The following is a 21,544-nucleotide window of genomic DNA, read 5'->3' on the forward strand; positions in this document are numbered from 1 at the left end:
GACCCAGACGACCCGCCGGTTCGTGACATCACCGGCCGGCGGGCGGGTGGGTTAGCGTCAAGGTGATCATCCACCCTCGATGGGGGAGCGCCCATGCTGCCTTGGTCCGCCGAGTTCGCCGGACGCCTGGAAGAGCACGTCGTCAGCAGCCGGCTGCTGCGCGGCAACCCGCTGCAAGACCCGCACGAGCGGCCCCTGCTCGTGTACGTCCCGCCGGGCTACGACGACGAGCCCGACCGCCGCTACCCGAGCGTGTACGTGATCACCGGCTTCACCGGGCACGTCGGGATCTGGCGCAACCGGATGCCGTACCGGCAGCCGTTCCCCGAGACGGCCGACGCGGTGTTCGCGTCCGGCGACGCCCCGCCCGCGATCGTCGTGTTCGTGGACGCCTGGACGGCCCACGGGGGCAGCCAGTTCGTCGACTCGCCCGGCACCGGCCGCTACCACTCCTACCTCTGCGACGAGATCGTCCCCTGGGTGGACGCCCGGTACCGGACGCTGGACGCGCCGGGGCACCGGGCGATCAGCGGCAAGTCCAGCGGCGGCTACGGCGCGATGATCACGCCGATGCTGCGTCCCGACCTGTTCGGCGCGCTCGCGACGCACGCCGGCGACGCGCTGTTCGAGTACTCCTACCTGCCCGAGTTCCCGAAATGCGTCCGGCACCTGCGCAAGTACGACGGCGACATCTGGCGCTGGTGGGCCGACTTCACCTCGCGCGCGTCCTTCACCAAGCCCGAGGACATGGAGCTGCTCAACATCCTCGGCATGGCGCTCTGCTACTCGGCGCGCGAGGACGGCACGCCGGAGCTGCCGTTCGACCCGTTCACCGGGGTGATCCGGCAGGACGTGTGGGAGCGCTGGCTGGCCTTCGACCCGGTGCGGATGGTGCCGGGGCACGCCGAGGCGATGCGGTCGCAGCGGGCGATCTGGATCGACGGCGGGACGCGCGACGAGTGGTTCCTGGACGTCGGCGCGCAGGCGTTCCACCAGGCGCTCCTCGACGTGGGCGTCAAGGACGACGTGATCCGCTTCGAGCTGTTCGACGCCGGGCACGGCGGCATCGACTACCGCTACCCGCTGGCGCTCGCCTGGCTCTGCCGGCGCATCGCCCCCTGATCGCGGCGGGCGCCGGAACGCGCACCCCACCGCGAACGGTTCCCGACCGAACGGGCCGGGCCGGACGACCGGCCCGGCCCGTTCGCGCTGCCCACGGCCGCATTCAGCGCCCTTTCATTCACAGTCGCAGAGAACTTGAAAATCCAGTACTAAATGGATTCATTGACACTTTTCACAATTCGGGATGCACTTCGGGGCAGCTCATCCGGATGAGTCCCCCATCCATACCCCCCGCCGGTCGGGCGACGGCACCGCGGAACGCTCCCACAAGGACCTCCGCGTGTCCCCGCGCACCGCCCGGCACGTGGAAGGAGCACCCCCGTGAGACACCAGACCGCGATCGGGGCGACGGTGCTGTCCGTCGGCCTCGCCGTGGCGATGTCCTCCCCCGCCACCGGTGCGACCCCCCGCACCGCCCCCGCGGCCCCGGCGAAGCCGGACCCCCGCACCGTCGCCGCCGCCTCGGCCGACCGCCTGGTCGCGGCGAAGCCCGCCGAGTTCAGGACGGCGCCCAAGGACCGGATCGTCCGGCGCGGCGTCACCTCCGGGCTGCGCGGCCTGCAGTACGTGCAGTACGAGCGCACCTATGACGGCCTCCCCGTCTACGGGGGCGACTTCGTCGTCACCACGAACGCGAGCGGCGGCGTCCTCAGCACGTCCGTCGGCCAGACCGCGAAGCTGAACGTGTCGACCAAGGCGACGGTCGGCGCGGCGGCGGCGGCGAAGACGTCCCGCGCAAAGGTCTCCAAGGTCGAGAGCGCGTCCACGCCCCGCCTGATGGTGCTGGCCGAGGGCGCGGGACGGCTCGTCTACGAGACCGTCGTCAGCGGCACCCGGCGGAAGGCGCCGACGAAGTTGCACGTCCTCGTCGACGCGAAGACCGGCAAGGTCGTCAGGACCTGGGACGACGTCCGGGACGCCGCCGACGACCGCAGCAACTACCACGGCACCGTCGACCTCAGCACCGCCGCGACGTCCATGACGGACCCGCAGCGCTCCGGCATCCGATGCGGCGGCCAGAACGGCTCCACCTACACCGGCTCCGACAGCGCGTGGGGCAACGGCAGCGGCACCGACCTGGAGACCGCCTGCGTCGACGCCATGTACGCCGTCCAGAAGGAATGGGACATGCTGCGCGACTGGCTCGGGCGCAGCGGCATCAACGGCAGCGGCGGCGGCTTCCCGCTGCGCGTCGGCCTGAACCAGGCGAACGCCTACTGGAACGGCAGCTACACCAACTTCGGCCACAACCAGGCCGGCACCAAGCAGGCCACCTCGGTGGACGTCGTCGGGCACGAGAACGGCCACGCCGTGTTCACCACCACACCCGGCGGCGACAGCGGCGGCAGCGGCAACGAGAAGGGCGGCATGAACGAGTCGGCCGGCGACATCTTCGGCGCGCTGACCGAGCACTACATGAACGAGCCGTCCAGCCTCGACCCGCCGGACTACCTGGTCGGCGAGGAGGTCGACCTCGTCGGCTCCGGCCCGATCCGCAACATGTACGACCCGTCCGCGCTGGGCGACCCGAACTGCTACTCGTCCTCGATCCCGAGCACCGAGGTGCACGCGGCGGCCGGCCCGCAGAACCACTGGTTCTACCTGCTGGCCGAGGGGTCGAACCCGTCCAACGGCAACCCGGCCAGCCCGACCTGCAACGGCTCGACGGTGACCGGCATCGGCGTCCAGAAGGCCGGCCAGATCTTCATGGGCGGGCTGAACCGCAAGGTCACGAGCTGGAGCCACGCCCGCGCCCGCGTCGCGACGGTCGCCGCGGCGGTGGAGCTGTTCCCCGGCTCGCCCACCGAGTGCAACGCGGTGAAGGCGGCGTGGAGCGCGATCAACGTGCCGGCGCAGAGCGGTGAGGCGGCCTGCGGCACCCAGCAGCAGAACGACTTCTCGCTGTCGCTGAACCCCGGCTCGGGCGGCGTCCAGGCCGGCGGGACGGCGACGGCCACGGTGACCACGGCCGTGACCGGCGGCAGCGCCCAGCAGGTGTCGCTGTCGGGGACGAGCAGCCCGGCCGGCCCGTCGGTCTCGTTCTCGCCGAGCACGATCACCGCGGGCCAGTCGTCCACGATGACCGTCGGCGTCCCCGCCGGCACCGCCGACGGGACGTACCGGATCACCGTCCTCGGTGACGGCGCGGCCGTCGACCGCACCGCCTCCTACACGCTCACGGTCGGGAACGGCTCGCCCGGCGGGACCGTCTACTCCGACGACTTCGAGAGCGGCCAGGGATGGACCGCCGACCCGAGCGGCTCCGACACCGCGACCGCGGGCGCCTGGGAGCGCGGCACCCCGCAGCCGACCAGCTGGTCCGGCACGAACCTGCAGCTCGCGGCGGCGGGCGGCGGCGCCGACCTGGTCACCGGGGCCGCCGCCGGGACGGACGCGGGCACCTACGACGTCGACGGCGGCGTCACCAGCGTCCAGTCCCCGGCGATCAGCCTGCCGAGCGGCACCCTGTCGCTGAGCTTCAACTGGTACCTCGCCCACCTCGACAACAGTTCGACGGAGGACTACCTCCGCGTCCGCGTCGTCGGGTCGAGCGGGACGGCCACCGTGCTGAACCAGAGCGGCGCCATGGCGACCAAGGCCGGGGCGTGGCAGACGGCGACGTACGACCTGTCCGCGTACGCCGGCCAGTCCGTCCGCATCGTGGTCGACGCGGCCGACAACGGCACCGGCAGCCTCGTCGAGGCCGGCCTCGACAACGTCAAGATCACCCAGTCGTAACCGCCCCCCGCACGCGGCCCGTGACGGGGCCCGCTCCCCCGTCACGGGCTGCTCCTTCCCCCGCTGGAGGAACCATGAGATCCCGCACCATGGCGGTGCTCGGGGCGGCGGCCCTGACGATGTCCGCCCTCCTGCCGGTCGCCCCCGCCTCGGCGGCGCCCCTCGCCGCGCCCGACATCCCGCTCGCCAACGTCAAGGCGCACCTGTCGCAGTTGCAGAGCATCGCGACCGCGAACGGCGGCAACCGCGCGCACGGCCGTCCCGGCTACCGCGCCTCGCTCGACTACGTGCAGGGCAAGCTGGACGCCGCCGGCTACCAGACCACCGTCCAGTCGTTCACGCGCGGCGGCGCGACCGGCTACAACCTGATCGCCGACTGGCCGGGCGGCGACACCGCCGACACGCTGATGACCGGCGCGCACCTGGACAGCGTCACCGCCGGGCCCGGCATCAACGACAACGGCTCCGGGACGGCCGCGGTCCTGGAGACCGCGCTCGCCGTCGCCCGCGAAGGGCACCGGCCCGACCGGCACCTCCGGTTCGCCTGGTGGGGCGCCGAGGAGCTCGGCCTCGTCGGGTCGACGTACTACGTCGGCAACCTGCCGTCGTCCGAGCGGTCGAAGATCACCGGATATCTGAACTTCGACATGGTCGGCTCCCCCAACCCCGGCTACTTCGCCTACGACGGGGACGGGTCGTCCGGCGGCGGTGGACCGGCCGGGTCGGCCGGGATCGAGCAGGTGCTCCGGTCCCACTTCACGTCGCTCGGCGTGACCGTGCAGGACACCGCGTTCGACGGACGCTCCGACTACGGCCCCTTCATCAACGCCGGCATCCCCGCCGGCGGGCTGTTCACCGGCGCGGAAGGACGCAAGACGTCCCAGCAGGCGCAGCTATGGGGCGGCCAGGCGGGCGTCGCGTTCGACCGCTGCTACCACTCGTCCTGCGACACGACGTCCAACATCGACGACACCGCGCTGGACCGCAACACCGACGCCATCGCGCACGCGGTCTGGACGCTCGGCGGGGACGGCGGGACGCAGGAGCCGCCCGGCGACACCGTCTACGCCGACGACCTCGAATCCGACACCGGCTGGACGCCCGACCCGGACGGCGCCGACACGGCCACCGCGGGCGCGTGGCAGCGCGGCACCCCGCAGCCGACCAGCTGGTCGGGCACCAGCCTGCAGCTCGCCGCCGCGGGCGGCAGCGGCGCCCTGGTGACCGGGGCCGCGGCCGGGACCGACGCCGGGACGTACGACCTCGACGGCGGCGCCGGCAGCATCCGGTCACCGGCGATCGCGCTGCCGGCCGGGGCGCGGACGCTGTCGTTCTCGTGGTTCTTCGCGCACCTGGACAACAGCTCGTCCGACGACTACCTCCGGGTGCGGATCGTGGGGCCGAACGGGTCCACCACGGTGCTGGACCAGCCGGGCGCGGCGGCGAACCGGGCCGGGGCCTGGCGGACGCAGACCGCGGACGTCTCCGGGTACGCGGGGCAGACCGTCCGCGTCCTCGTGGAGGCCGCCGACGCGGGTTCCGGCAGCCTCGTCGAGGCCGGTCTGGACGACCTGAAGATCACCACATGAGCGCAGGCCGGCGGCCGGTTTCAGTGTTTTCCACGAGGCCGTTCACACAATTGAAAATCCAGTGCCGGATGGATTCGTTGACACCCGACCGGCCGCCGCGATGCACTGCTGATCAGCCCGCCCCCCACTCCCAGGGCTGACAGTAGGCGGACGCACGGGACGGATCTCGGCCCGGACCGTGCGACCGTGACCGGGGTCCCCGCCCCCCGCCCGGCCCCCGGGCGGTCCTGCCGCAAGTTCCCAGGCAGGACCGTCCGGGGGCCCACCGCTGTCGGACCCAGGGGTCACAATGGACGTATGTGCCGCAGTATCAAGACGCTCCGACCGCCGTACGCCGACGACGTGACCGACGAGGACGTCCGGGCGGCGGCGCTCCAGTACGTCCGGAAGATCTCCGGGTTCCGCGCGCCGGCGTCCCACAACGCGGAGGCGTTCGAGCGGGCCGTGGAGGAGATCGCCCAGAGCACGGCGGCCCTCCTCGAAACCCTGGAGGTCCGAGGAGGGCGCGCCCGCTAGCCGCTCGTTGCCCGAGCGGGTCGCTACTCGGCGGCGACGAGCTCCGCGATCTGGACGGTGTTCAGGGCCGCGCCCTTGCGCAGGTTGTCGCCCGAGCAGAACAGCGCGAGGCCGTTCTCGACGGTCTCGTCGCGGCGGATGCGGCCCACGTAGGTCGGGTCCTGGCCGGCGGCCTGCAGCGGGGTCGGGACGTCCACGAGCACCACGCCGGGCGCACCGGAGAGCAGCTCGCTTGCGCGCTCCGGGCTGATCGGCCGCTCGAACCGCGCGTTGACCTGCAGCGAGTGCCCGGTGAACACCGGGACGCGGACGCAGGTGCCCGACACCTTCAGGTCCGGGATCTCCAGGATCTTGCGGCTCTCGTTGCGGAGCTTCTGCTCCTCGTCGGTCTCGGCGAGGCCGTCGTCCACGATCGAGCCCGCCATCGGCAGGACGTTGAACGCGATCGGCCGCACGTACACCGACGGCTCGGGGAAGTCGACGGCGGAGCCGGAGTGGGTGAGCCGGTCGGCCCCCTGGACGACCTTGGACGCCTGGTCGTGGAGCTCGGCGACGCCCGCGAGGCCGCTGCCCGACACGGCCTGGTAGGTGGAGACGACGAGCGCGGCCAGCCCGGCCTCGGCGTGCAGCGGCCGCAGCACCGGCATCGCGGCCATCGTGGTGCAGTTCGGGTTCGCGATGATGCCCTTGGGACGGTTCGCCGCGGCGTGCGGGTTGACCTCGGCGACGACGAGCGGGACGTCCGGGTCCATCCGCCAGCCGGAGGAGTTGTCGATCACGACGGCGCCCGCGGCGGCGACCTTCGGCGCCAGCGCCTTCGAGGTGGTCTTGCCCGCGGAGAACAGCACGATGTCGAGGCCGCTGTAGTCGGCGGTCTCCGCGTCCTCGACGGTGATCTCGGCGCCGTCCCACGGGAGCCTGCGCCCGGCGGAGCGCGCCGAGGCGAACAGCCGCAGCTCGTCGACGGGGAATCCGCGCTCGGCCAGGATTTCGAGCATCTTGGCCCCGACCTGTCCGGTGGCCCCGACGATGCCGACTCTCATGCCGCTCCCTCTGGTAGATCGCTTGACCTCGGCGAGTCTGCCCAGGTCATTTGCAGGACGTCCAGTCAGTAACCCTACGCGGAGGGTTCAAGCGTTCCTTAACGGAACGCGTCCAGCCCGGTGACGGCCTTCCCCAGGGTGAGCAGGTGCACCTCCTGCGTCCCCTCGTAGGTGAGGACGCTCTCCAGGTTGTTCATATGCCTGATCACCGGGTATTCGAGCGTGATCCCGTTCGCGCCCAGGATCGTGCGGGCCTGCCGGGCGACGTCCAGCGCCGCGCGGACGTTGGCCAGCTTCCCGAACGACACCTGCTGCGGGGTGACCTCGCCCTCGTCCTTCAGCCGGCCGATGTGCAGGGCGACGAGGCCGGCCTGGCCGAGGGCCACCTCCATCCAGGCGAGCTTCTCCTGCGTGAGCTGGAACGCCCCGATGGGCTTGCCGAACTGCTCGCGGGTCCTGGCGTAGTCGACGGCCGCCTCGTAGCAGGACCGCCCGGCGCCGACCGCGCCCCACAGGATCCCGTAGCGGGCCTCCGACAGGCAGCCGAGCGGCCCCTTCAAGCCCTTCACGCCGGGCAGCATCGCGTCGGCGGGGAGGCGCACGTCGTCCAGGACCAGCTCGGAGGTCACGGACGCGCGCAGCGACAGCTTCCGGTGGATGTCGCTCGCCGTGAATCCCGGGGTGCCCGCCGGGACGAGGAAACCGCGGATGCCGTCGTCCGTCCGCGCCCACACGACCGCGACGTCGGCGACCGACCCGTTCGTGATCCACATCTTGGTGCCGTTCAGCACCCAGTCGCCGCCGTCGCGTGTTGCTGTGGGGGGACGACCCCCCACACCCCCCGGAAGAGCCCGCCGGTCCGGCTCCCTCCGCTCCGCCGGAGCTCCGCCCCGGGAACCGGACCGGCGAGCGCGGGTGAGCATGTCGCCGGGGTCGGAGCCGCGGTCCGGCTCGGTCAGGCCGAAGCAGCCGATCGCCTCGCCCGCCGCCATCCGCGGCAGCCACTCGTTCTTCTGCTCCTCCGACCCGTACTTGTGGATCGCCGCCATGGCGAGGGACCCCTGGACGGACACGAAGCTGCGCAGCCCCGAGTCGGCCGCCTCCAGCTCCCGGCACGCCACCCCGTACGCGACGGCGCTCATCCCGGCGCAGCCGTAGCCCCGCAGGTGCATGCCGAGGAGGCCGAGCCTGCCCAGCTCGGGGGCCAGCTCGCGGGCGGGGAACGTCCCGTCCTCGAACCAGCCCGCCATGCGCGGGGCGATCTTCTCCGCCGTGAACGCGCGGACGGTGTCGCGGACCATCCGCTCCTCGTCCGTGAGCCGGTCGTCCACACGCAGCACGTCCATGCGGGTCTCCTCCCTCGGGGCCGTCCGCCCACGAGGGTACGTCGGGGACGGCCCCTGACCCGCCCCGGGTGCGCTCAGGGGCGAATCAGGGCGAATCCCGATGTCCGAACGGCGCCCGGCTGGGCATCATCGAGACATGGACATGGAGAAGAACACGAACGGCCAGGACACGGGCAAGCAGCTCCGCCGCCTCCGGCAGGGCCGGATGGTCTCGGGCGTCAGCGCCGGCGCCGCGCGCTACCTCGACATCGACGTCAACATCGTGCGGCTCGGCTTCGCCGTCCTCACGGTGTTCGGCCCCGGCATCCCGATCTACATCCTCGCCTGGCTCCTCATCCCCGAGGAGGGCGCGAAGACGTCGATCGCCGAGGACCTGTTCCAGAAGGCGAGCGACTCCCCGAAGGTCCAGGACGCCGTCCAGAAGACGAAGGACGCGGTCGGCAAGAACCGCACCGGCTCCTAGGACGCCGTCCGGCCCACGCCGGACAGCTCGTCGCCGCCCGTGCCGGGCGGCGCGGCGACGGCCACCGGACCGGGGCGGGTCCCGGCGATGACGCCGCCGCGGACCCGGTTCCAGCCCAGCGTCAGCATCGCGGCGACCGACAGGCCGAGGACGCCCGCGAACGCCACCACCGTCTCCGGCCCGAGGACCTGCGCGGCGGCGCCGCCGACGAGGATGCCGACGCCCTGCCCCGCCAGGATGCCGGACTGCGCGAGCCCGAACGCCTGCCCCCGCCCGGACGCCGGCACCGCCGCCACGAACGCCGTGTTCGCCACCAGCTGGTAGGCGCTGCCGACGCCCGACAGCGCCCACAGCGCGACCACCGACCACAGCGGCGGATGGACGCCCGCGCCCACCAGCGGGAGGCAGGCGAGCATCGACATCCAGCCCATGGCGTGCAGCCGGTTCGCCGGACGGACGAACCGGCTGAACAGCAGCGAACCCACCACCATCCCGGTCGGCATCGCCGCCAGCAGCAGCCCCGCGGTCACCGCGCCGCCGCCGAACGTCGCCGCGTACGGGACGGCCAGGCCCTCCGGGATCACGTAGAACGCGCACAGCCAGGCGAACAGCACCAGCGACCGCAGCACCGGGTCGCCGAACACGAGCCGCGCGCCGTCCCGGGTGCCGCGCAGCAGGCCCAGCGACTCCCGCTCCCGGCGGCGCGGCGCGGCCCGCCGCCGGAGCCCGCCGACCAGGATGACGGCCGAGGCGCCGAACGTCAGCGCGTCCAGCGCGAGGGCCTCGTACGTCCCGACGATCGCGACCACCGCGCCGCCCACCAGGAAGCCGAGCACCTGCGTGATCTGGTGGGTGATGTTGGCGATCGCGGAGCCCGCCACATATCTGTCACCCTCCAGGACGTCCGGCATGACGGCCGCGCGCGCGGCGGAGAACGGCGTCCCCAGCAGGACGACGAGGAACACCAGCACGGACAGCGCCCCCACCGGCATCGCCACCACCGCCATGACCGCCACCAGCACCGCCCGCAGCACGTCGCAGACGATCATCACGGTGCGGCGCGGGAACAGGTCGGCCAGCCCGGACAGCACCGGGCCGCCCAGGATCGGCGGAAGGTAGGTCAGCGCGTACACCAGCGCCGTCAGCAGCGTCGACCGCGTGTGGTCGTACACGAGGACGGCCAGCGCGACCTGCGCCAGCTGGTCCCCGACGTACGACAGCGCCTGCGCCGACCAGAGGGCACGGAACTCCCCGATCGCGAACACCTCGCGATAGGTCGCCTGCTGCTCCGGCGGACGACGATGCCGACCGGTCTGCCTTTCCGCCACGCACGCTCCAGTTCAGCCCGCCCGGTTCGGGCGCCCTTCCCTATTAACTCACGCTGCGTGGCAGTCGCGTGACCTACAGTGCGCAATTCCTTGCGTCAGTATCCGAGTTCGTGCAACTTCCCGTCATCGATCCCGAAGTGGTGCGCGATCTCGTGCACCACCGTTATCCGGACTTCTTCCACCACGTCCTCCCTGGTGTCACAGATCCGGAGAATCTCGGTGCGGTAGATCGAAATGTGATCGGGCAGGACGGCCCCGTACCAGTCGCCGCGCTCGGTGAGGGGTACGCCCTGATACAGGCCGAGAAGACCGCGCTCGGGCGCGTCGTCCTCCACGACGATGACGACATTGCGCATGTGGGCGGTCAGATCGGGTGGGATGGTGTCGAGGGCCTCGGCCACGAGGTCCTCGAACTCATCGCGCGACAACTCCATCACGACATCGATTCTGCTCGATAGAAGGGGAACACGTGCCCCAGGTCCGCGCCCCGTTGACCAAGGCCCTCGCGACACTCCGCGCCCTCGGCGCCCGCACCGCCGACCGCGCCCGCCCGGTGACGAGCCGCGTCTCCCCGATCCTCACCCACCGCTGGACGCGGCTCGCCCTCGTCGTCGTCATCGGCCTCGCCGGCGGCTACCTCGGACTCCTCGGCGGCGGACGCTACGTCACCCCGGTCGGCCCCACCGACGTCCAGCTCACCCTCCAGCCGTCCCTGCACGGCGGGACGACGCTGCGGCTGCCCCCGCTCGGCTCCCTCCAGCTCGACACCCACGAAGGCCCCGTCTCCCTTGAGGCCCGCATCACCGACCTGCGCCCCGAGCAGGCCAAGAAGCTGATCGAGGACGACGCCGAGCTCGACCGCCTCACCGACCGGATCGCCGGGCAGATCCGGCACGGCCTCGTCGAACTGCTCGTCCGCGCCGTCCTCATCGCCCTCGCCGCGAGCTTCGTCGCGTCCCTCGTCCTCTTCCGGTCCTGGCGCCGCGCCCTGCTCGGTCTTTCGTCCGCCGCCGCCGGGCTCGTCGCCGTCACCCTGCTCACCTGGGCGACGTTCAACCCCCAGTCGATCGCCGAGCCCCGCTACACCGGCCTGCTCGCCAACGCCCCCCAGATCGTCGGCGACGCCCGCAGCATCGTCGAACGCTTCTCCGCCTACCGCGCCCAGCTCGCCCGCCTCGTCGGCAACGTCTCCGAGCTGTACACCACGACCTCGACGCTCCCCACCTACGAGCCGGACCCGTCCACCATCCGCGTCCTGGACGTCTCCGACATCCACCTCAACCCCGCCGCCTGGAACGTCATCACGTCCGTCTCCACCCAGTTCAAGGTCGACCTCGTCATCGACAGCGGCGACCTCATGGACCACGGCAGCAAGGCGGAGGACAAGTTCGCCGACTCCATCTCCGAGCTGAAGATCCCCTACGTGTACGTCCGCGGCAACCACGACTCCGCGGAGACGCAGAAGGCCGTCGACCGGCAGAAGAACGCCATCGTCCTGGACGACGAGACCCGCGAGGTCGAGGGCCTGCGCATCTACGGCGTCGGCGACCCCCGCTTCACCCCCGACAAGAGCACCCGCGACGACTACGTCGGCGCCGACCAGCTCCGCGCCGAGGGCCTCCGCTACGCCGACAGGCTCCGCGCCTCCGGCACCACGCCCGACCTCGTCGTCACCCACGACCCGGCCGAGGGCGAGGCGTTCTCCGGCGTCACCCCCCTCGTCCTCGCCGGCCACACCCACACCCGCTCCACCAAGCTCCTCCCCACCGGCACCCGCCTCTTCGTCCAGGGCTCCACCGGCGGCGCCGGACTCCGCGGCCTCGAACACGAGCAGCCCACCCCGATCGAACTGTCCGTCCTCTACTTCAGCCGCGCCACCCACCGCCTCCAGGGCTGGGACGACCTGCGCCTCGGCGGCCTCGGCCTCACCTCCGCCCAGATCGAGCGGCACCTGGAACCCGAGCCCGACCGCACCGTCAACCCGCGGCCCCCGGCCTCCTCACCCCCCGCGTCCCCGACCTCGCCGTTCCCGTCCGAGTTCCCGTCCGACTGGCCGTCCCGCAGCCCGTCCCCGACCGAGAGCGCCCCCGGCGCCCGCACCTCCCCCACCCGCACCACCGAACCCGGGTAACCGTTTGCACGCCGCCGGTCCCCGTCCTCTACACTGACGAGGTCGAGTGGCGACCATCTCCGCCACCACCGGGCCCCCTTCGTCTAGCGGCCTAGGACGCCGCCCTTTCAAGGCGGTAGCGCCGGTTCGAATCCGGTAGGGGGTACACATGGAACCGGCTTCACCGGAACCGATCACCACGTGCGCGAGATCGCGCCGTGTATCGGCGATTTCGGACGTGATCGTCGCCTCGCATGCGTGAGGTCCTTCTCCCAATCATGACGCATCTTCAGCTCGTAGGCATTGCGTGGTTCTCCGGCGCCTGGGTGGCGGCGCCCCCGATCGCCTGGCCCTCACCATCGAACCGGCCGCTGCCGGGGGGCGGTCGTGCGGCTGCGCAACGAGTCGGGGGCTGTGTTCCGGCTTGGCGCGGCAGGTGATCCGGTCTGGCCGCGGTCCCTCGCCGTTCGGGACTGTCCCGAACGGCCGGAGGGGGCCTCGAACGGCCTCCGACGTGCTGGGATTGGCCCCGTCTCAAGTGACTGGAGGTCTCGATGGGCTCAGCAGGACGCAGGGTGCCGGCGGCGGCACTGGCGGGAACGTTCATGATCGCGGGTGTTATCGGGATGGCCGCTCCGGCGCAGGCGGCCCCGTCGGCTGCCGGGGCGCCGGCGGGCGAGGTGGTGACGGCTGCGGCGTTTCCGGCGAAGCCGTGCAAGTACGTGGTCGGCAAGCCGTACCGGAAGGGGCGCACGATCATGGCGAAGGTGTGGGCGGGCAAGTGCGCCCAGTTCCCGCCTGACGCGATCGGGAGGCTGTGGCGGAGCCGCTGGTACGGCTACCAGACCCTCAATCCGTACGCCACCTGCAAGCGCAAGGCCGGTAATTGCGTGGTGACGGTGAAGTACCACTGCCCCGCCGGCACCACCTACACCTACAAGGCGACCGCCACGCTCACGACCGGAAACAAGGCCCGCCAGTGGGGGCCGGGGCGGCGCATCCACTGCCCCGCTTTCATCAGCACCTGACGTCCTCGAGGCGCACGCCCGGTCCCGGAGCGTCCCCCAGGGCCGGGCGGCCGCCCCCCGGCACCCGAGCCGCCCGGGCGACGGCTTGGTTCAGACCCCGCCTGGACGAACCGGCCACCGCACCGTCCCCGGCCACGACCCCGGCGCTGCCGGTAGATCCCCCACCGTCCGGGGACACGGCCCACGGGTCAGCCGACCTGGGACGAATTGAATGACGCCGGAAATGTTCGCAGCGGCCGGACGCGCCGCCGCCCGCCTCGTGACGTGAGGCGGGCGGCGAAGGGGGTCATGGCGGAGGGACGGGGATCAGAACGGCGAGCGGCTGCGGGCGCGCCGTCCGGCCTCCCCGCTGCGGCCGACGGCACGCGAGGAACTGCGGAACGGCTTGCTCAGCAGCCGCCCGAGCCCGCCGGGGGCCGACGAACCCGCACGTGAGCCCGCCCCCAGCACGCGCTGCGTGCCGCGCTGAGGATGCCGCGACAATCTCGGCAGCAGGAACGCCAGAACCAGAAGAACTGCACAGACGCCCACAATCGCGACGATAACTATGAGACTCACCCTTTCGGTTGATTGCAGTCGATTACGGTCGAGGGCGCTTTACCCGTACTTGGCCGACACATGCAGCCCCGCCTCTCCGGAGTCCCGGCGGTCAGGCCGGCCAGGCGGGGGCGGAAGAACTCGCGGGCATGCCAGGCGATGTTCCCGCCGTCCACGTCGCGGAAGGCCGCCCGCGGCGCACTTTCGGGACGTCCGGCCAGGGCGTACGCCTGGTCGCGTACGGCCGCGCCACGCCCGATGTGTGCGCCAACACGGTGACCCGCCGGTCGCCGGTGATGCCGAGCGCGCCCTTGTCGAAGAGCCTGTGGTGCAGCGCGCACAAGCAGAGGCCGTTGTTGACGTCGTCGGGCTCACCGAAGGCCCACCACCGCACCGGCGGCAGCGCAGACGTCGTCGTGCAGGAACGGCTCGAAGCTGACGTCCCCATGTGCGCGGCATAGCTGCGGTCAGCGGGCGCGGATCGCGGCGCAGCGCGGGCCGTGCGCATCGGAATCGCCGGGCCCCTGCCGGGCGACATCCAGTCGCCCGTGATCAGCACGTACAAGGCCGCCTTCCCGGATGTGGGGACGACGTGGCGGGCCCTGGAAACCCAACGAGCCGGACGGGCCACTCCTGGACGGAGACGTGGACGTCGCGCTGGTCCGCCTCCCCGTCGACTCCGACCGGCTCGACTGCAGGCCCGCACGCTGACGCCTACTGGTATTCGCGGGCCGGCGCTCGCACCGTCGGGTCGGCTTTTCGGCATTCCGTATGCGGATCCCGAGCCCCGCGATCACGGCGTGGCACCTCAACAAAAGGTTGAAACTGCAATAATTATCTGATTTTGGATGATTTGGGATGTTTGTGATTTAAGTGTCATACGGGGATAGGTAGGTCTAGGGCGACGCAGGGCCGTGTCCCAGGGCGCGGCACGACGTGAGAGGACTTCGCCATGACCGAGGCCAGCCCGTTCCCCGCACCGAGGCGCGACCTGTGCGGCGCCATGCACGTGCACCGCCGGCTGCTGAACCAGAGCATGACCTACCGCGCGCAGCGGGCGCGGATCGAGAACCGGGCGCTCCTGTACGAGACGGGGCGGCGCAGCTCGGCGCGCCGGGGAGTGGTCACGCTGCCCGTCGTCGTCCACGTCGTCTACGGCAGCCCGGAGCAGAACATCGACGATGCGCAGATCCACTCGCAGATCGACGTCCTCAACCGCGATTTCAGGGCGGCCAACCCGGACGTGGCGCGGGTGCCGGAAGTGTGGCGGACTCTGGTCGCCGACGCCGAAGTGGAGTTCGCCCTAGCCACGGTGGACCCGCTGGGCAACCCGACCGACGGGATAGTCCGCGTCCCGACCGACCAGACGTCCTTCGGCACCGACGACGCCGTGAAGGCGACCGCGACCGGCGGCTCCGACGCCTGGCCGACCGACCAGTACCTCAACATGTGGGTGTGCCAGCTGGGCGGCGGCCTGCTCGGCTACGCCCAGTTCCCGGGCGGTCCGCCGCCGACGGACGGCGTGGTCATCCTGCACACGGCCTTCGGGACGACCGGCACCGCCGCCGCTCCGTACGCCGGGGGCCGTACCGCCACCCACGAGATCGGCCACTGGCTCGACCTCTTCCACATCTGGGGCGACGACGACGGCGCGTGCAGCAACGACGACCGGGTGGCCGACACGCCCAACCAGGCGGACAGCAACATCGGCAAGCCGGCCTTCCCGCACATCACCTGCGACAACGGGCCGAACGGCGACATGTTCATGAACTACATGGACTACGTCGACGACGACAGCATGTTCATGTTCACGCAGGGGCAGCGCGAGCGGATCAACGCGTGCCTGGAGGGGGCGAGGGCCTCGTTCCTGGTGGCGCGGCAGGCGGCGCCCGCGAAGCAGCCCGCGGCGGCCGCGGCGGCCGGGGCGCCCGTCCAGGCGGGGCACAACGGCGACGTGGAGCGGCTCCTGCACGACTCCGAGCGGCTGACCAAGGAGGTCCTCACCGACATCCAGAACATGCTGGGCCTCGTCGGGCGCGGGTCCGGCGGGTGACCCGCCGGGGTCGCCGGGAGGAGAGCGCATGAACGGTCCGCCTCCGGAGGTCACCGGCGCCTGGATCCACGCCTTCGAGGAGGACACCGAGGAGACGGCGGTGTACCGGCCCGCCGACCATCCGTTCCGTCCCGCGCGGCGGCCGCGTCACCGGATCGAGTTCCGCGCGGACGGAACGTTCACCGAGGGCCGTCCCGGACCCGACGACCGTCCGCGCGAGGTGCGGGGCCGCTGGGAGCGGCAGGGGCCGGACCGCATCGCCGTCACGTTCCCGGAGGGGCGCCGCGCGCCGTTCGGCATCACCGTCCTCTCCCGGACCGACGACCGGCTCGTGATCGCGAAGTGAGAGGACGGCCAGATGATGAGAACGGGAGTCGCGCACCCGCCCGCCGGTCTGGACGCGGCGCGGAGCGCTCCGCCGGAGGTCGACTGGGCCCGCCTCGGCGACGCGGTGCTCTACTGGGCGGACGACGGCGCGCCCTGGACCGCGCTCCGTGGCGGCGACCTCGTCCTGGACGAGGGCGACGCGCTCGCCCCGGACGCGGACGTGATGCTGGTGACCCAGGTCGGCCGGGTGTTCCAGCGCGAGCATCCCGACGTGCCGGTGCTCCTCGACAAGGGCCGCTACCTCGTGATCGCGCTCGACGCGGAGCATCCCGCGCGGCTGCGGCCCCACGCGGAGGTCTGCTACCGGGTGGAGCCGCTGCGTCCGGGAACGGTCGTCTTCCGCGACGCGGCCCCCGCCGCGCGAGAGCCCGACCCGGAGGTCCGGGACCTGGCGGACGAGGTGTCCGCCGGCGCCTACAGGGAGGTGCTCGCCGAGCTGGTGGGGTTCGGCACCCGCCATTCCCTGAGCGCCGGGTTCCGCGCGGCGGCGGCGGCGATGGCGGAGCGGCTCCGCGGCCTCGGCTACCTCGTGCGGGAGGCGCCGATCACCGTCGGGGACGGGCGCAGCGTCAACATCGTCGCCGAGCGGCTCGCGCCGACCCGGCTGCCGCGCGAGGTGGTCGTGGTCACCGCGCACCTGGACTCGATCAACCTGGCGGGCGGCCCCGGCGCGCCCGCGCCGGGCGCCGACGACAACGGCAGCGGGGCGGCCGGGCTGCTGGAGGTCGCCCGCGTGCTGGCCGGCCTGGACGCGCGGAACGACCTGCGCCTGATCCTGTTCGGCGGCGAGGAGGAGGGGCTGTTCGGCAGCGTCCAGTACGTGGCGGGCCTGGACGCCGGCGCGCGGCTCGACATCGGCGCGGTCGTGAACATGGACATGATCGCAGCGCTCAACACGCCGGAGCCGACCGTCCTGCTGGAGGGCGCCGAGGTGTCCCAGGGGCTGATCGACGAGCTGGCCGCGGCGGCGGCGACCTACACCTCGCTGAACGTGCAGACGTCGCTGCACCCCTTCAACAGCGACCACGTGCCGTTCATCGACGCGGCGGTCCCGGCGGTCCTCACCATCGAGGGCGCGGACGGCGCGAACGAGCACGTCCACACCGCCGGGGACACGCTGGACAACGTCGACGACCGGCTGGCGAGCGAGATCGTCCGGATGAACGTCGCGACCGCCGCGACCGCGCTGCTGGCAGAGCCCTAGGCCGGGCACGTGATCGGCCGCTCGGCGGGCATCCCGTCGGTCCATCGCCCAGAGCGAACACCGATCTTCGTACCGTTAACCGGTCATGGCCAAGTGCGGAGAACGCCTGTACCTGGCGTGGAAATACTGAAACCGTCGGGACGAGGTGCACCGGCGGCGTGCGCGGGCGGGCCGCCCGGACGGACACGGGGTGGCCACCATGCCGATCGCCGATTACGGGGTCCTCAAGGGAACGGTCGTCGACCGCCGGACGGAGACGACCGATACGCCGCATTACCAGATCCGGGTGCGCGCCGCGGACGTGGACTTCCGGTGCGCGGTGAACATCCGCTCGCAGACCTCGCCGCCCGATCTGCTGTACCTCGCCGTCGACGACTTCGAGCACCCCGTCACCGATCTCCTCGCCGCGCTGCCCGACGGGTTCACGCCGCTCGAAAGCGCGGCCGGCGGGGCGGCGCTCGACTACGTCCGCGCCAATCTCTTCGACCGGCTCGCGATGCGGCCCGCGCCGACGACCCTGCCCGGGCCCGACAACGACCTCGGAGAGTTCCTCGACCACCACGTCGTGCAGGCGCTGGGCCGTCCGGACGCCCGGGTGTACGTGTTCGGGCAGCGGTGGGGCCCCGAGGACAAGCGCGACAAGATCTTCGGGTTCACGCCCGGCAACGGCGTCCACGACGTCCACATGAACCAGGGCAACAGCGGCCGGTTCGTCGCCGACGACGGCGTCTGGCAGGACGGCGGCCTCATCGTCCGGGCACCGTCCGGCCGCTGGATCGGGGTGTTCCTGGCGTTCGGGTCGCAGTCCTGGCACACCGACGACGCCACCGGGCACACGATCCCCGGCGCCGGCGGGCCCCTGCCCGGCCCGGGCGAGCCCGGCGCGGCCGTGCGGATCGCCGGCGCGCTGGTGAACCCGGCGGGCCCGGCACCCGAGCGGGAGACCGTGACGCTGCTGAACGCCTCGCCCGCACGGGTCGTCCTGGACGGCTGGGCGATCGCCGACCGGCTGAAGAACCGGCTGCCCCTGTCCGGAGCGATCGAGCCGGGCGCGGCGCTCGCCGTCCCGCTGGCGCCGCCCGTCCAACTGGGCAACGGCGGCGGCGCGATCACGCTGCTGGACGCGGACGGCCTCAAGGTCGACGGCGTCGCCTACACCAGGGAGCAGGCGTCGCGCGAAGGCTGGACCCTGGTGTTCTGATCACCGGTGTTCTGATCACTGCGGTGGTGGGGCCGGCCCGTCCGTGGACGTCGCCGTCGGAGCGGCCGTGCCGCGCCGCGCGGCGGGCTCGGGCGGCGGCAGCGACGTGTGCACCGGGTCCCGCACGCTGTCCAGGACGACCTGCCCCTGCCGGTCGACGAACTTGGTGAACAGCTCCTGCGAGTACCCGAGGACGACGGCCCAGGCGATGATCTGCGCCGTGGAGTCGAGCGCGCTGAGCCCGGGGATGAACGCGCCGCGCATCAGCAGCAGCCCGAGCACGGCGGTGAGCGCCCCGGTCGGGAGCTTGAGCGCCGCCAGCGCGACCGGGATGCCGAACGCGGTGGACGTGCCGCGGATCTTCCGCAGCGCCGACGCCGCCGCGATCCCGGCCGCGACGAGCCCGACGAACTCGACGACGATGTAGTCGCCCCATCCGGCGACCTCGCGGGTACGGGCCGTGAGCTCCCCGGCCGGCACGGACGCCGCCGCGTTCGTCGGGCAGACGACGCCGAAGTCGCCCCGCGCGCCGGGACTCGGCGACGGGGTGAAGCACAGCGGGACGGCCGACGGCCAGAACGCCGTCAGCGCCCCGATGAGGACGACGAGGCCGCACAGGGACACGGTGATCCACTGGACGATCCGCACGAAGCTCTCGGCGCGCAGCTTCTCCCGCAGCGCGGCCTGCCGGGCCGCGTCCACGGCCGCGACCAGGGTGACGCGCTGCCCGTCGGTGAGGCGCAGGGGCCGTCCGGCCTCCTGCGCCTCACGCGTGTCCCGGGCGACGTGCTCCACGAACACCCGGTTCTCGTCGGACGGCGGCAGGTGCTGCTTGACCGTCGCGAACATCGCGGGAAGGTAGGACTGCAACTCCGCCGGCGACAGCGTCCGCATCCACAGGGAGCGTCCCGAGTTCAGGTGGAGCTGGGCGGTCGTCACGTGGGACCCGGACAGGCACCGGCGGTGCGCGACCTCGTCGACGGCGTTCTCCGCCCGGTCCAGGGCCTCCTCCGCGCCGTGCAGCAGCTGCGCGTCCCGGGCGGACATCTCGCCGTGGTCGCGCCGGGCGGCCAGGAGCGCGCCCAGCTCGTGGACGTCCGCGCGGACCTCTTCGCAGAGCACCCAGGAGCCCCGCTCGCGCCGCCATTCGCGAAGGCGCCCGGCGCCCGGGGCCCGGTCGATGCCCTGACTCATCCGTCGCCGCCCCCTCCGAACCGGCCGTCGTCAGACGGCGATCGCCACCCGCTCCAGCCAGGCGGCGTCCCAGGTCTGGTGGTCGACCTGCCCCGTCACCGGGAGGTTGAGGGCGGTCTGCATCGCCCGGCACGCGACGGCGGTCTCCTCGTCGAAGGAGCCGTCCACGTTCTTGATCCGCCAGCCGCGGCTGTCCGCCTGCTTCTCCCAGGCGGCGACGGCGTCGCCGTAGGAGCCCACGCGCAGGACGTCGGCGGGCGCGGGCGGTGGCTGCGTGCTCGGGGCCTCCCAGGTCGCCCGCCAGGTGATGGGCCCGACGATCCCGTCGGCCTGCAGCCGGTGCTCCTGCTGGAAGTTCCGGCAGATCCGCCGGCTGGCCGGACCGTACTGGCCGTCCGGGACGATGTTCCAGCCGCGGTTCTTCATCTGCTGCTGCCACTGCCGAACCGTCGTGCCGCTCGTGATCGGCGGATATGTCATCAGGGGAGGTTGGAACGCTGGGGCCGACATGACATCTCCTCTCATTGCACCTTTCTCTCAGTGAAACAGTGCAAAGAGGACAAAACCACCAAGGGACCGTAGGTCGTCGACAGCGTTCCGTGCACTCGCCCGCTCGATTTCCGATTTCGGCAAACCGGCGATTTCTGTGATTCGTCAACGACCGGAGGCCGGTGGGGGTCGGCCGCTTCAGCGGGTCCTGAACGCCAGGGCGTCGCGGCCGTCGGCGCCCACGGCCCATACGGTGTTCGTTCCGGGGACCGCGGTGGCGGCCCGGAGCATCGTGCCGTAGGGGCCGGGCTTCACCGGTGCCCATGCGCCGTTCCGGTACCGGTGGAGGATGTCACCGCCGTCCGTCACCCAGACCGTGCCGGACGCGTCGACGGCGATGCCTTCGAGGAAGCCGCGGGGGTAGTCGTCCGGGAACGGGACGGCCGTCCAGGCGGCGCCGTCCCAGTGGACGGCGACCGTTCCGGTCGCGGCCCACACGTCGTCATCCGCCACCGGGACGACGCGGCTGAAGCCGCCGAGGCCCGGGGGCGTCGGCAGGGTCGTCCAGGACGTGCCGTCGAAGCGGGCCGCGGCCAGGACGCCGGAGGTCCCGTTCCCGATCGCCCACAGGCCGGTCCCGTCCTGCGAGGCCCGCAGGTCGTCGATCCTCCGCATCCCGTCCGGGAGGGCGACGGCGGTCCAGGCGCCGCCCGCGCGCCGGAACAGCCGCTGAACCCGCTGCGGCTCGTCGGTGTACCCGGCGAGCCAGGCTCCGGCCGGCCCCGTGCCGACCGCTTCGAGCTGCAGGCCGGCCGGCAGGTCGACCTTCCGGAAGGCGGTCCCGTCGAACCGCGCGAGGAAGTCGGGCGCCGGCCCGATCGCGATGCCGGCGGCCCAGGTCTCGCCCGCGGCCACGGCGATCCGGTTGATCGGGCCCTCCCCCGTCCAGCCGCTGATCGGGTACTCGGCCCAGGACGTCCCCGTCCAGCGCCGCACGACCGGGTTTCCCCGGCTCTGGGCGACGCAGTTGCCGATGAAGTCCGGGACGCAGTACGCCCCCTGGTGACCGCCGATCCAGACCCACCGGGAGGGAAGGCCGCGGGCGGCTCGGCGGGACGGCCGCCGGCGGGCCCTGCCCGGAGGAATGCGGCGCGCCATTGGAACCATTTTCTAAATACCCGTGATCGGCTGACCC

General features: G+C 72.3%; 20 protein-coding genes, 1 tRNA gene and 1 pseudogene. 13 read left to right on the forward strand and 9 right to left on the reverse strand.

The window, feature by feature from the left end; translation table 11 throughout:
• Positions 1–93: 93 nt before the first annotated feature.
• The 4 genes from SM611_RS03360 (at position 94) to SM611_RS03375 (ending at position 5,966) form a co-directional block, all read left to right on the forward strand.
• Entirely contained in the window at positions 94–1,122 is a 1,029-nt protein-coding gene (locus tag SM611_RS03360; RefSeq protein WP_371947283.1) for an alpha/beta hydrolase, read from the forward strand.
• A gap of 321 nt (positions 1,123–1,443) precedes the next feature.
• Positions 1,444–3,861 (forward strand): M4 family metallopeptidase, encoded by a 2,418-nt coding sequence (locus SM611_RS03365; RefSeq protein WP_371947284.1) that lies wholly within the window; start codon positions 1,444–1,446, stop codon positions 3,859–3,861.
• Between the two features lie 74 nt (positions 3,862–3,935).
• Positions 3,936–5,450: a M28 family peptidase gene (locus tag SM611_RS03370; RefSeq protein WP_371947285.1), complete on the forward strand. Its 1,515-nt coding sequence runs from the start codon at positions 3,936–3,938 to the stop codon at positions 5,448–5,450.
• 297 nt (positions 5,451–5,747) lie between these two features.
• Positions 5,748–5,966 (forward strand): DUF2277 domain-containing protein, encoded by a 219-nt coding sequence (locus SM611_RS03375; RefSeq protein ID WP_371947286.1) that lies wholly within the window; start codon positions 5,748–5,750, stop codon positions 5,964–5,966.
• Between the two features lie 23 nt (positions 5,967–5,989).
• Here the strand turns inward: SM611_RS03375 and SM611_RS03380 are convergent, their stop codons facing one another.
• Positions 5,990–7,009, reverse strand: coding sequence for an aspartate-semialdehyde dehydrogenase (locus tag SM611_RS03380; protein ID WP_371947287.1), 1,020 nt, complete (start codon positions 7,007–7,009; stop codon positions 5,990–5,992).
• A 98-nt stretch (positions 7,010–7,107) separates the two neighbouring features.
• Complete coding sequence (locus SM611_RS03385; RefSeq protein WP_371947288.1) at positions 7,108–8,355, reverse strand: acyl-CoA dehydrogenase family protein; 1,248 nt, start codon at positions 8,353–8,355, stop codon at positions 7,108–7,110.
• 136 nt (positions 8,356–8,491) lie between these two features.
• Here SM611_RS03385 and SM611_RS03390 point away from each other — a divergent pair, with 136 nt between their 5' ends.
• On the forward strand, positions 8,492–8,818 hold the full coding sequence (locus SM611_RS03390) for a PspC domain-containing protein (protein ID WP_371947289.1): 327 nt from the start codon (positions 8,492–8,494) through the stop codon (positions 8,816–8,818).
• Here the strand turns inward: SM611_RS03390 and SM611_RS03395 are convergent.
• Positions 8,815–10,146 (reverse strand): MFS transporter, encoded by a 1,332-nt coding sequence (locus tag SM611_RS03395; protein ID WP_371947290.1) that lies wholly within the window; start codon positions 10,144–10,146, stop codon positions 8,815–8,817. The genes SM611_RS03390 and SM611_RS03395 overlap by 4 nt on opposite strands.
• Positions 10,147–10,241: 95 nt before the next feature.
• Positions 10,242–10,583, reverse strand: a complete 342-nt coding sequence (locus SM611_RS03400; protein WP_371947291.1) for a metallopeptidase family protein — start codon at positions 10,581–10,583, stop codon at positions 10,242–10,244.
• A 32-nt stretch (positions 10,584–10,615) separates the two neighbouring features.
• On the opposite strand from SM611_RS03400, the gene SM611_RS03405 reads away from it, so the two are divergent.
• From SM611_RS03405 to SM611_RS03415, 3 genes are all read left to right on the forward strand, one after another.
• Positions 10,616–12,277 carry a metallophosphoesterase family protein gene (locus SM611_RS03405; protein WP_371947292.1) on the forward strand — a complete coding sequence of 554 codons (1,662 nt, stop codon included), beginning with the start codon at positions 10,616–10,618 and terminating at the stop codon, positions 12,275–12,277.
• Between the two features lie 72 nt (positions 12,278–12,349).
• Positions 12,350–12,422: transfer RNA gene (locus tag SM611_RS03410), tRNA-Glu, on the forward strand.
• Positions 12,423–12,861: 439 nt separating this feature from the next.
• A complete protein-coding gene (locus tag SM611_RS03415; protein ID WP_371947293.1) occupies positions 12,862–13,284 on the forward strand; it encodes a hypothetical protein in 423 nt (140 codons plus the stop codon).
• Positions 13,285–13,590: 306 nt separating this feature from the next.
• Here the strand turns inward: SM611_RS03415 and SM611_RS03420 are convergent, their stop codons facing one another.
• A complete protein-coding gene (locus SM611_RS03420; RefSeq protein WP_371947294.1) occupies positions 13,591–13,815 on the reverse strand; it encodes a DUF6411 family protein in 225 nt (74 codons plus the stop codon).
• 137 nt (positions 13,816–13,952) lie between these two features.
• Positions 13,953–14,316, reverse strand: a pseudogene (locus SM611_RS03425) (HNH endonuclease); the annotation flags it as partial.
• 84 nt (positions 14,317–14,400) lie between these two features.
• On the opposite strand from SM611_RS03425, the gene SM611_RS03430 reads away from it, so the two are divergent.
• The 5 genes from SM611_RS03430 to SM611_RS03450 all read left to right on the forward strand — a co-directional run bounded on the left by SM611_RS03430 (position 14,401) and on the right by SM611_RS03450 (position 18,666).
• Positions 14,401–14,532, forward strand: coding sequence for a hypothetical protein (locus tag SM611_RS03430; RefSeq protein ID WP_371947295.1), 132 nt, complete (start codon positions 14,401–14,403; stop codon positions 14,530–14,532).
• Between the two features lie 241 nt (positions 14,533–14,773).
• On the forward strand, positions 14,774–15,874 hold the full coding sequence (locus tag SM611_RS03435; RefSeq protein WP_371947296.1) for a zinc metalloprotease: 1,101 nt from the start codon (positions 14,774–14,776) through the stop codon (positions 15,872–15,874).
• A 28-nt stretch (positions 15,875–15,902) separates the two neighbouring features.
• A complete protein-coding gene (locus tag SM611_RS03440) occupies positions 15,903–16,220 on the forward strand; it encodes a hypothetical protein (protein ID WP_371947297.1) in 318 nt (105 codons plus the stop codon).
• A 12-nt stretch (positions 16,221–16,232) separates the two neighbouring features.
• On the forward strand, positions 16,233–17,465 hold the full coding sequence (locus tag SM611_RS03445; protein ID WP_371947298.1) for a M28 family metallopeptidase: 1,233 nt from the start codon (positions 16,233–16,235) through the stop codon (positions 17,463–17,465).
• Positions 17,466–17,664: 199 nt separating this feature from the next.
• Positions 17,665–18,666, forward strand: a complete 1,002-nt coding sequence (locus SM611_RS03450) for a DUF2278 family protein (protein ID WP_371947299.1) — start codon at positions 17,665–17,667, stop codon at positions 18,664–18,666.
• Between the two features lie 15 nt (positions 18,667–18,681).
• Here SM611_RS03450 and SM611_RS03455 read toward each other — a convergent pair whose 3' ends face one another.
• The 3 genes from SM611_RS03455 to SM611_RS03465 all read right to left on the reverse strand — a co-directional run bounded on the left by SM611_RS03455 (position 18,682) and on the right by SM611_RS03465 (position 21,507).
• Positions 18,682–19,860 carry a hypothetical protein gene (locus tag SM611_RS03455; protein WP_371947300.1) on the reverse strand — a complete coding sequence of 393 codons (1,179 nt, stop codon included), beginning with the start codon at positions 19,858–19,860 and terminating at the stop codon, positions 18,682–18,684.
• Between the two features lie 30 nt (positions 19,861–19,890).
• A complete protein-coding gene (locus tag SM611_RS03460; RefSeq protein WP_371947301.1) occupies positions 19,891–20,340 on the reverse strand; it encodes a peptidoglycan-binding domain-containing protein in 450 nt (149 codons plus the stop codon).
• 207 nt (positions 20,341–20,547) lie between these two features.
• Positions 20,548–21,507: a WD40/YVTN/BNR-like repeat-containing protein gene (locus tag SM611_RS03465; RefSeq protein WP_371947302.1), complete on the reverse strand. Its 960-nt coding sequence runs from the start codon at positions 21,505–21,507 to the stop codon at positions 20,548–20,550.
• Positions 21,508–21,544 lie beyond the last annotated feature (37 nt).

It is taken from the genome of Actinomadura monticuli, assembly GCF_041463655.1.
GTDB classification, from domain to species: domain Bacteria; phylum Actinomycetota; class Actinomycetes; order Streptosporangiales; family Streptosporangiaceae; genus Spirillospora; species Spirillospora monticuli.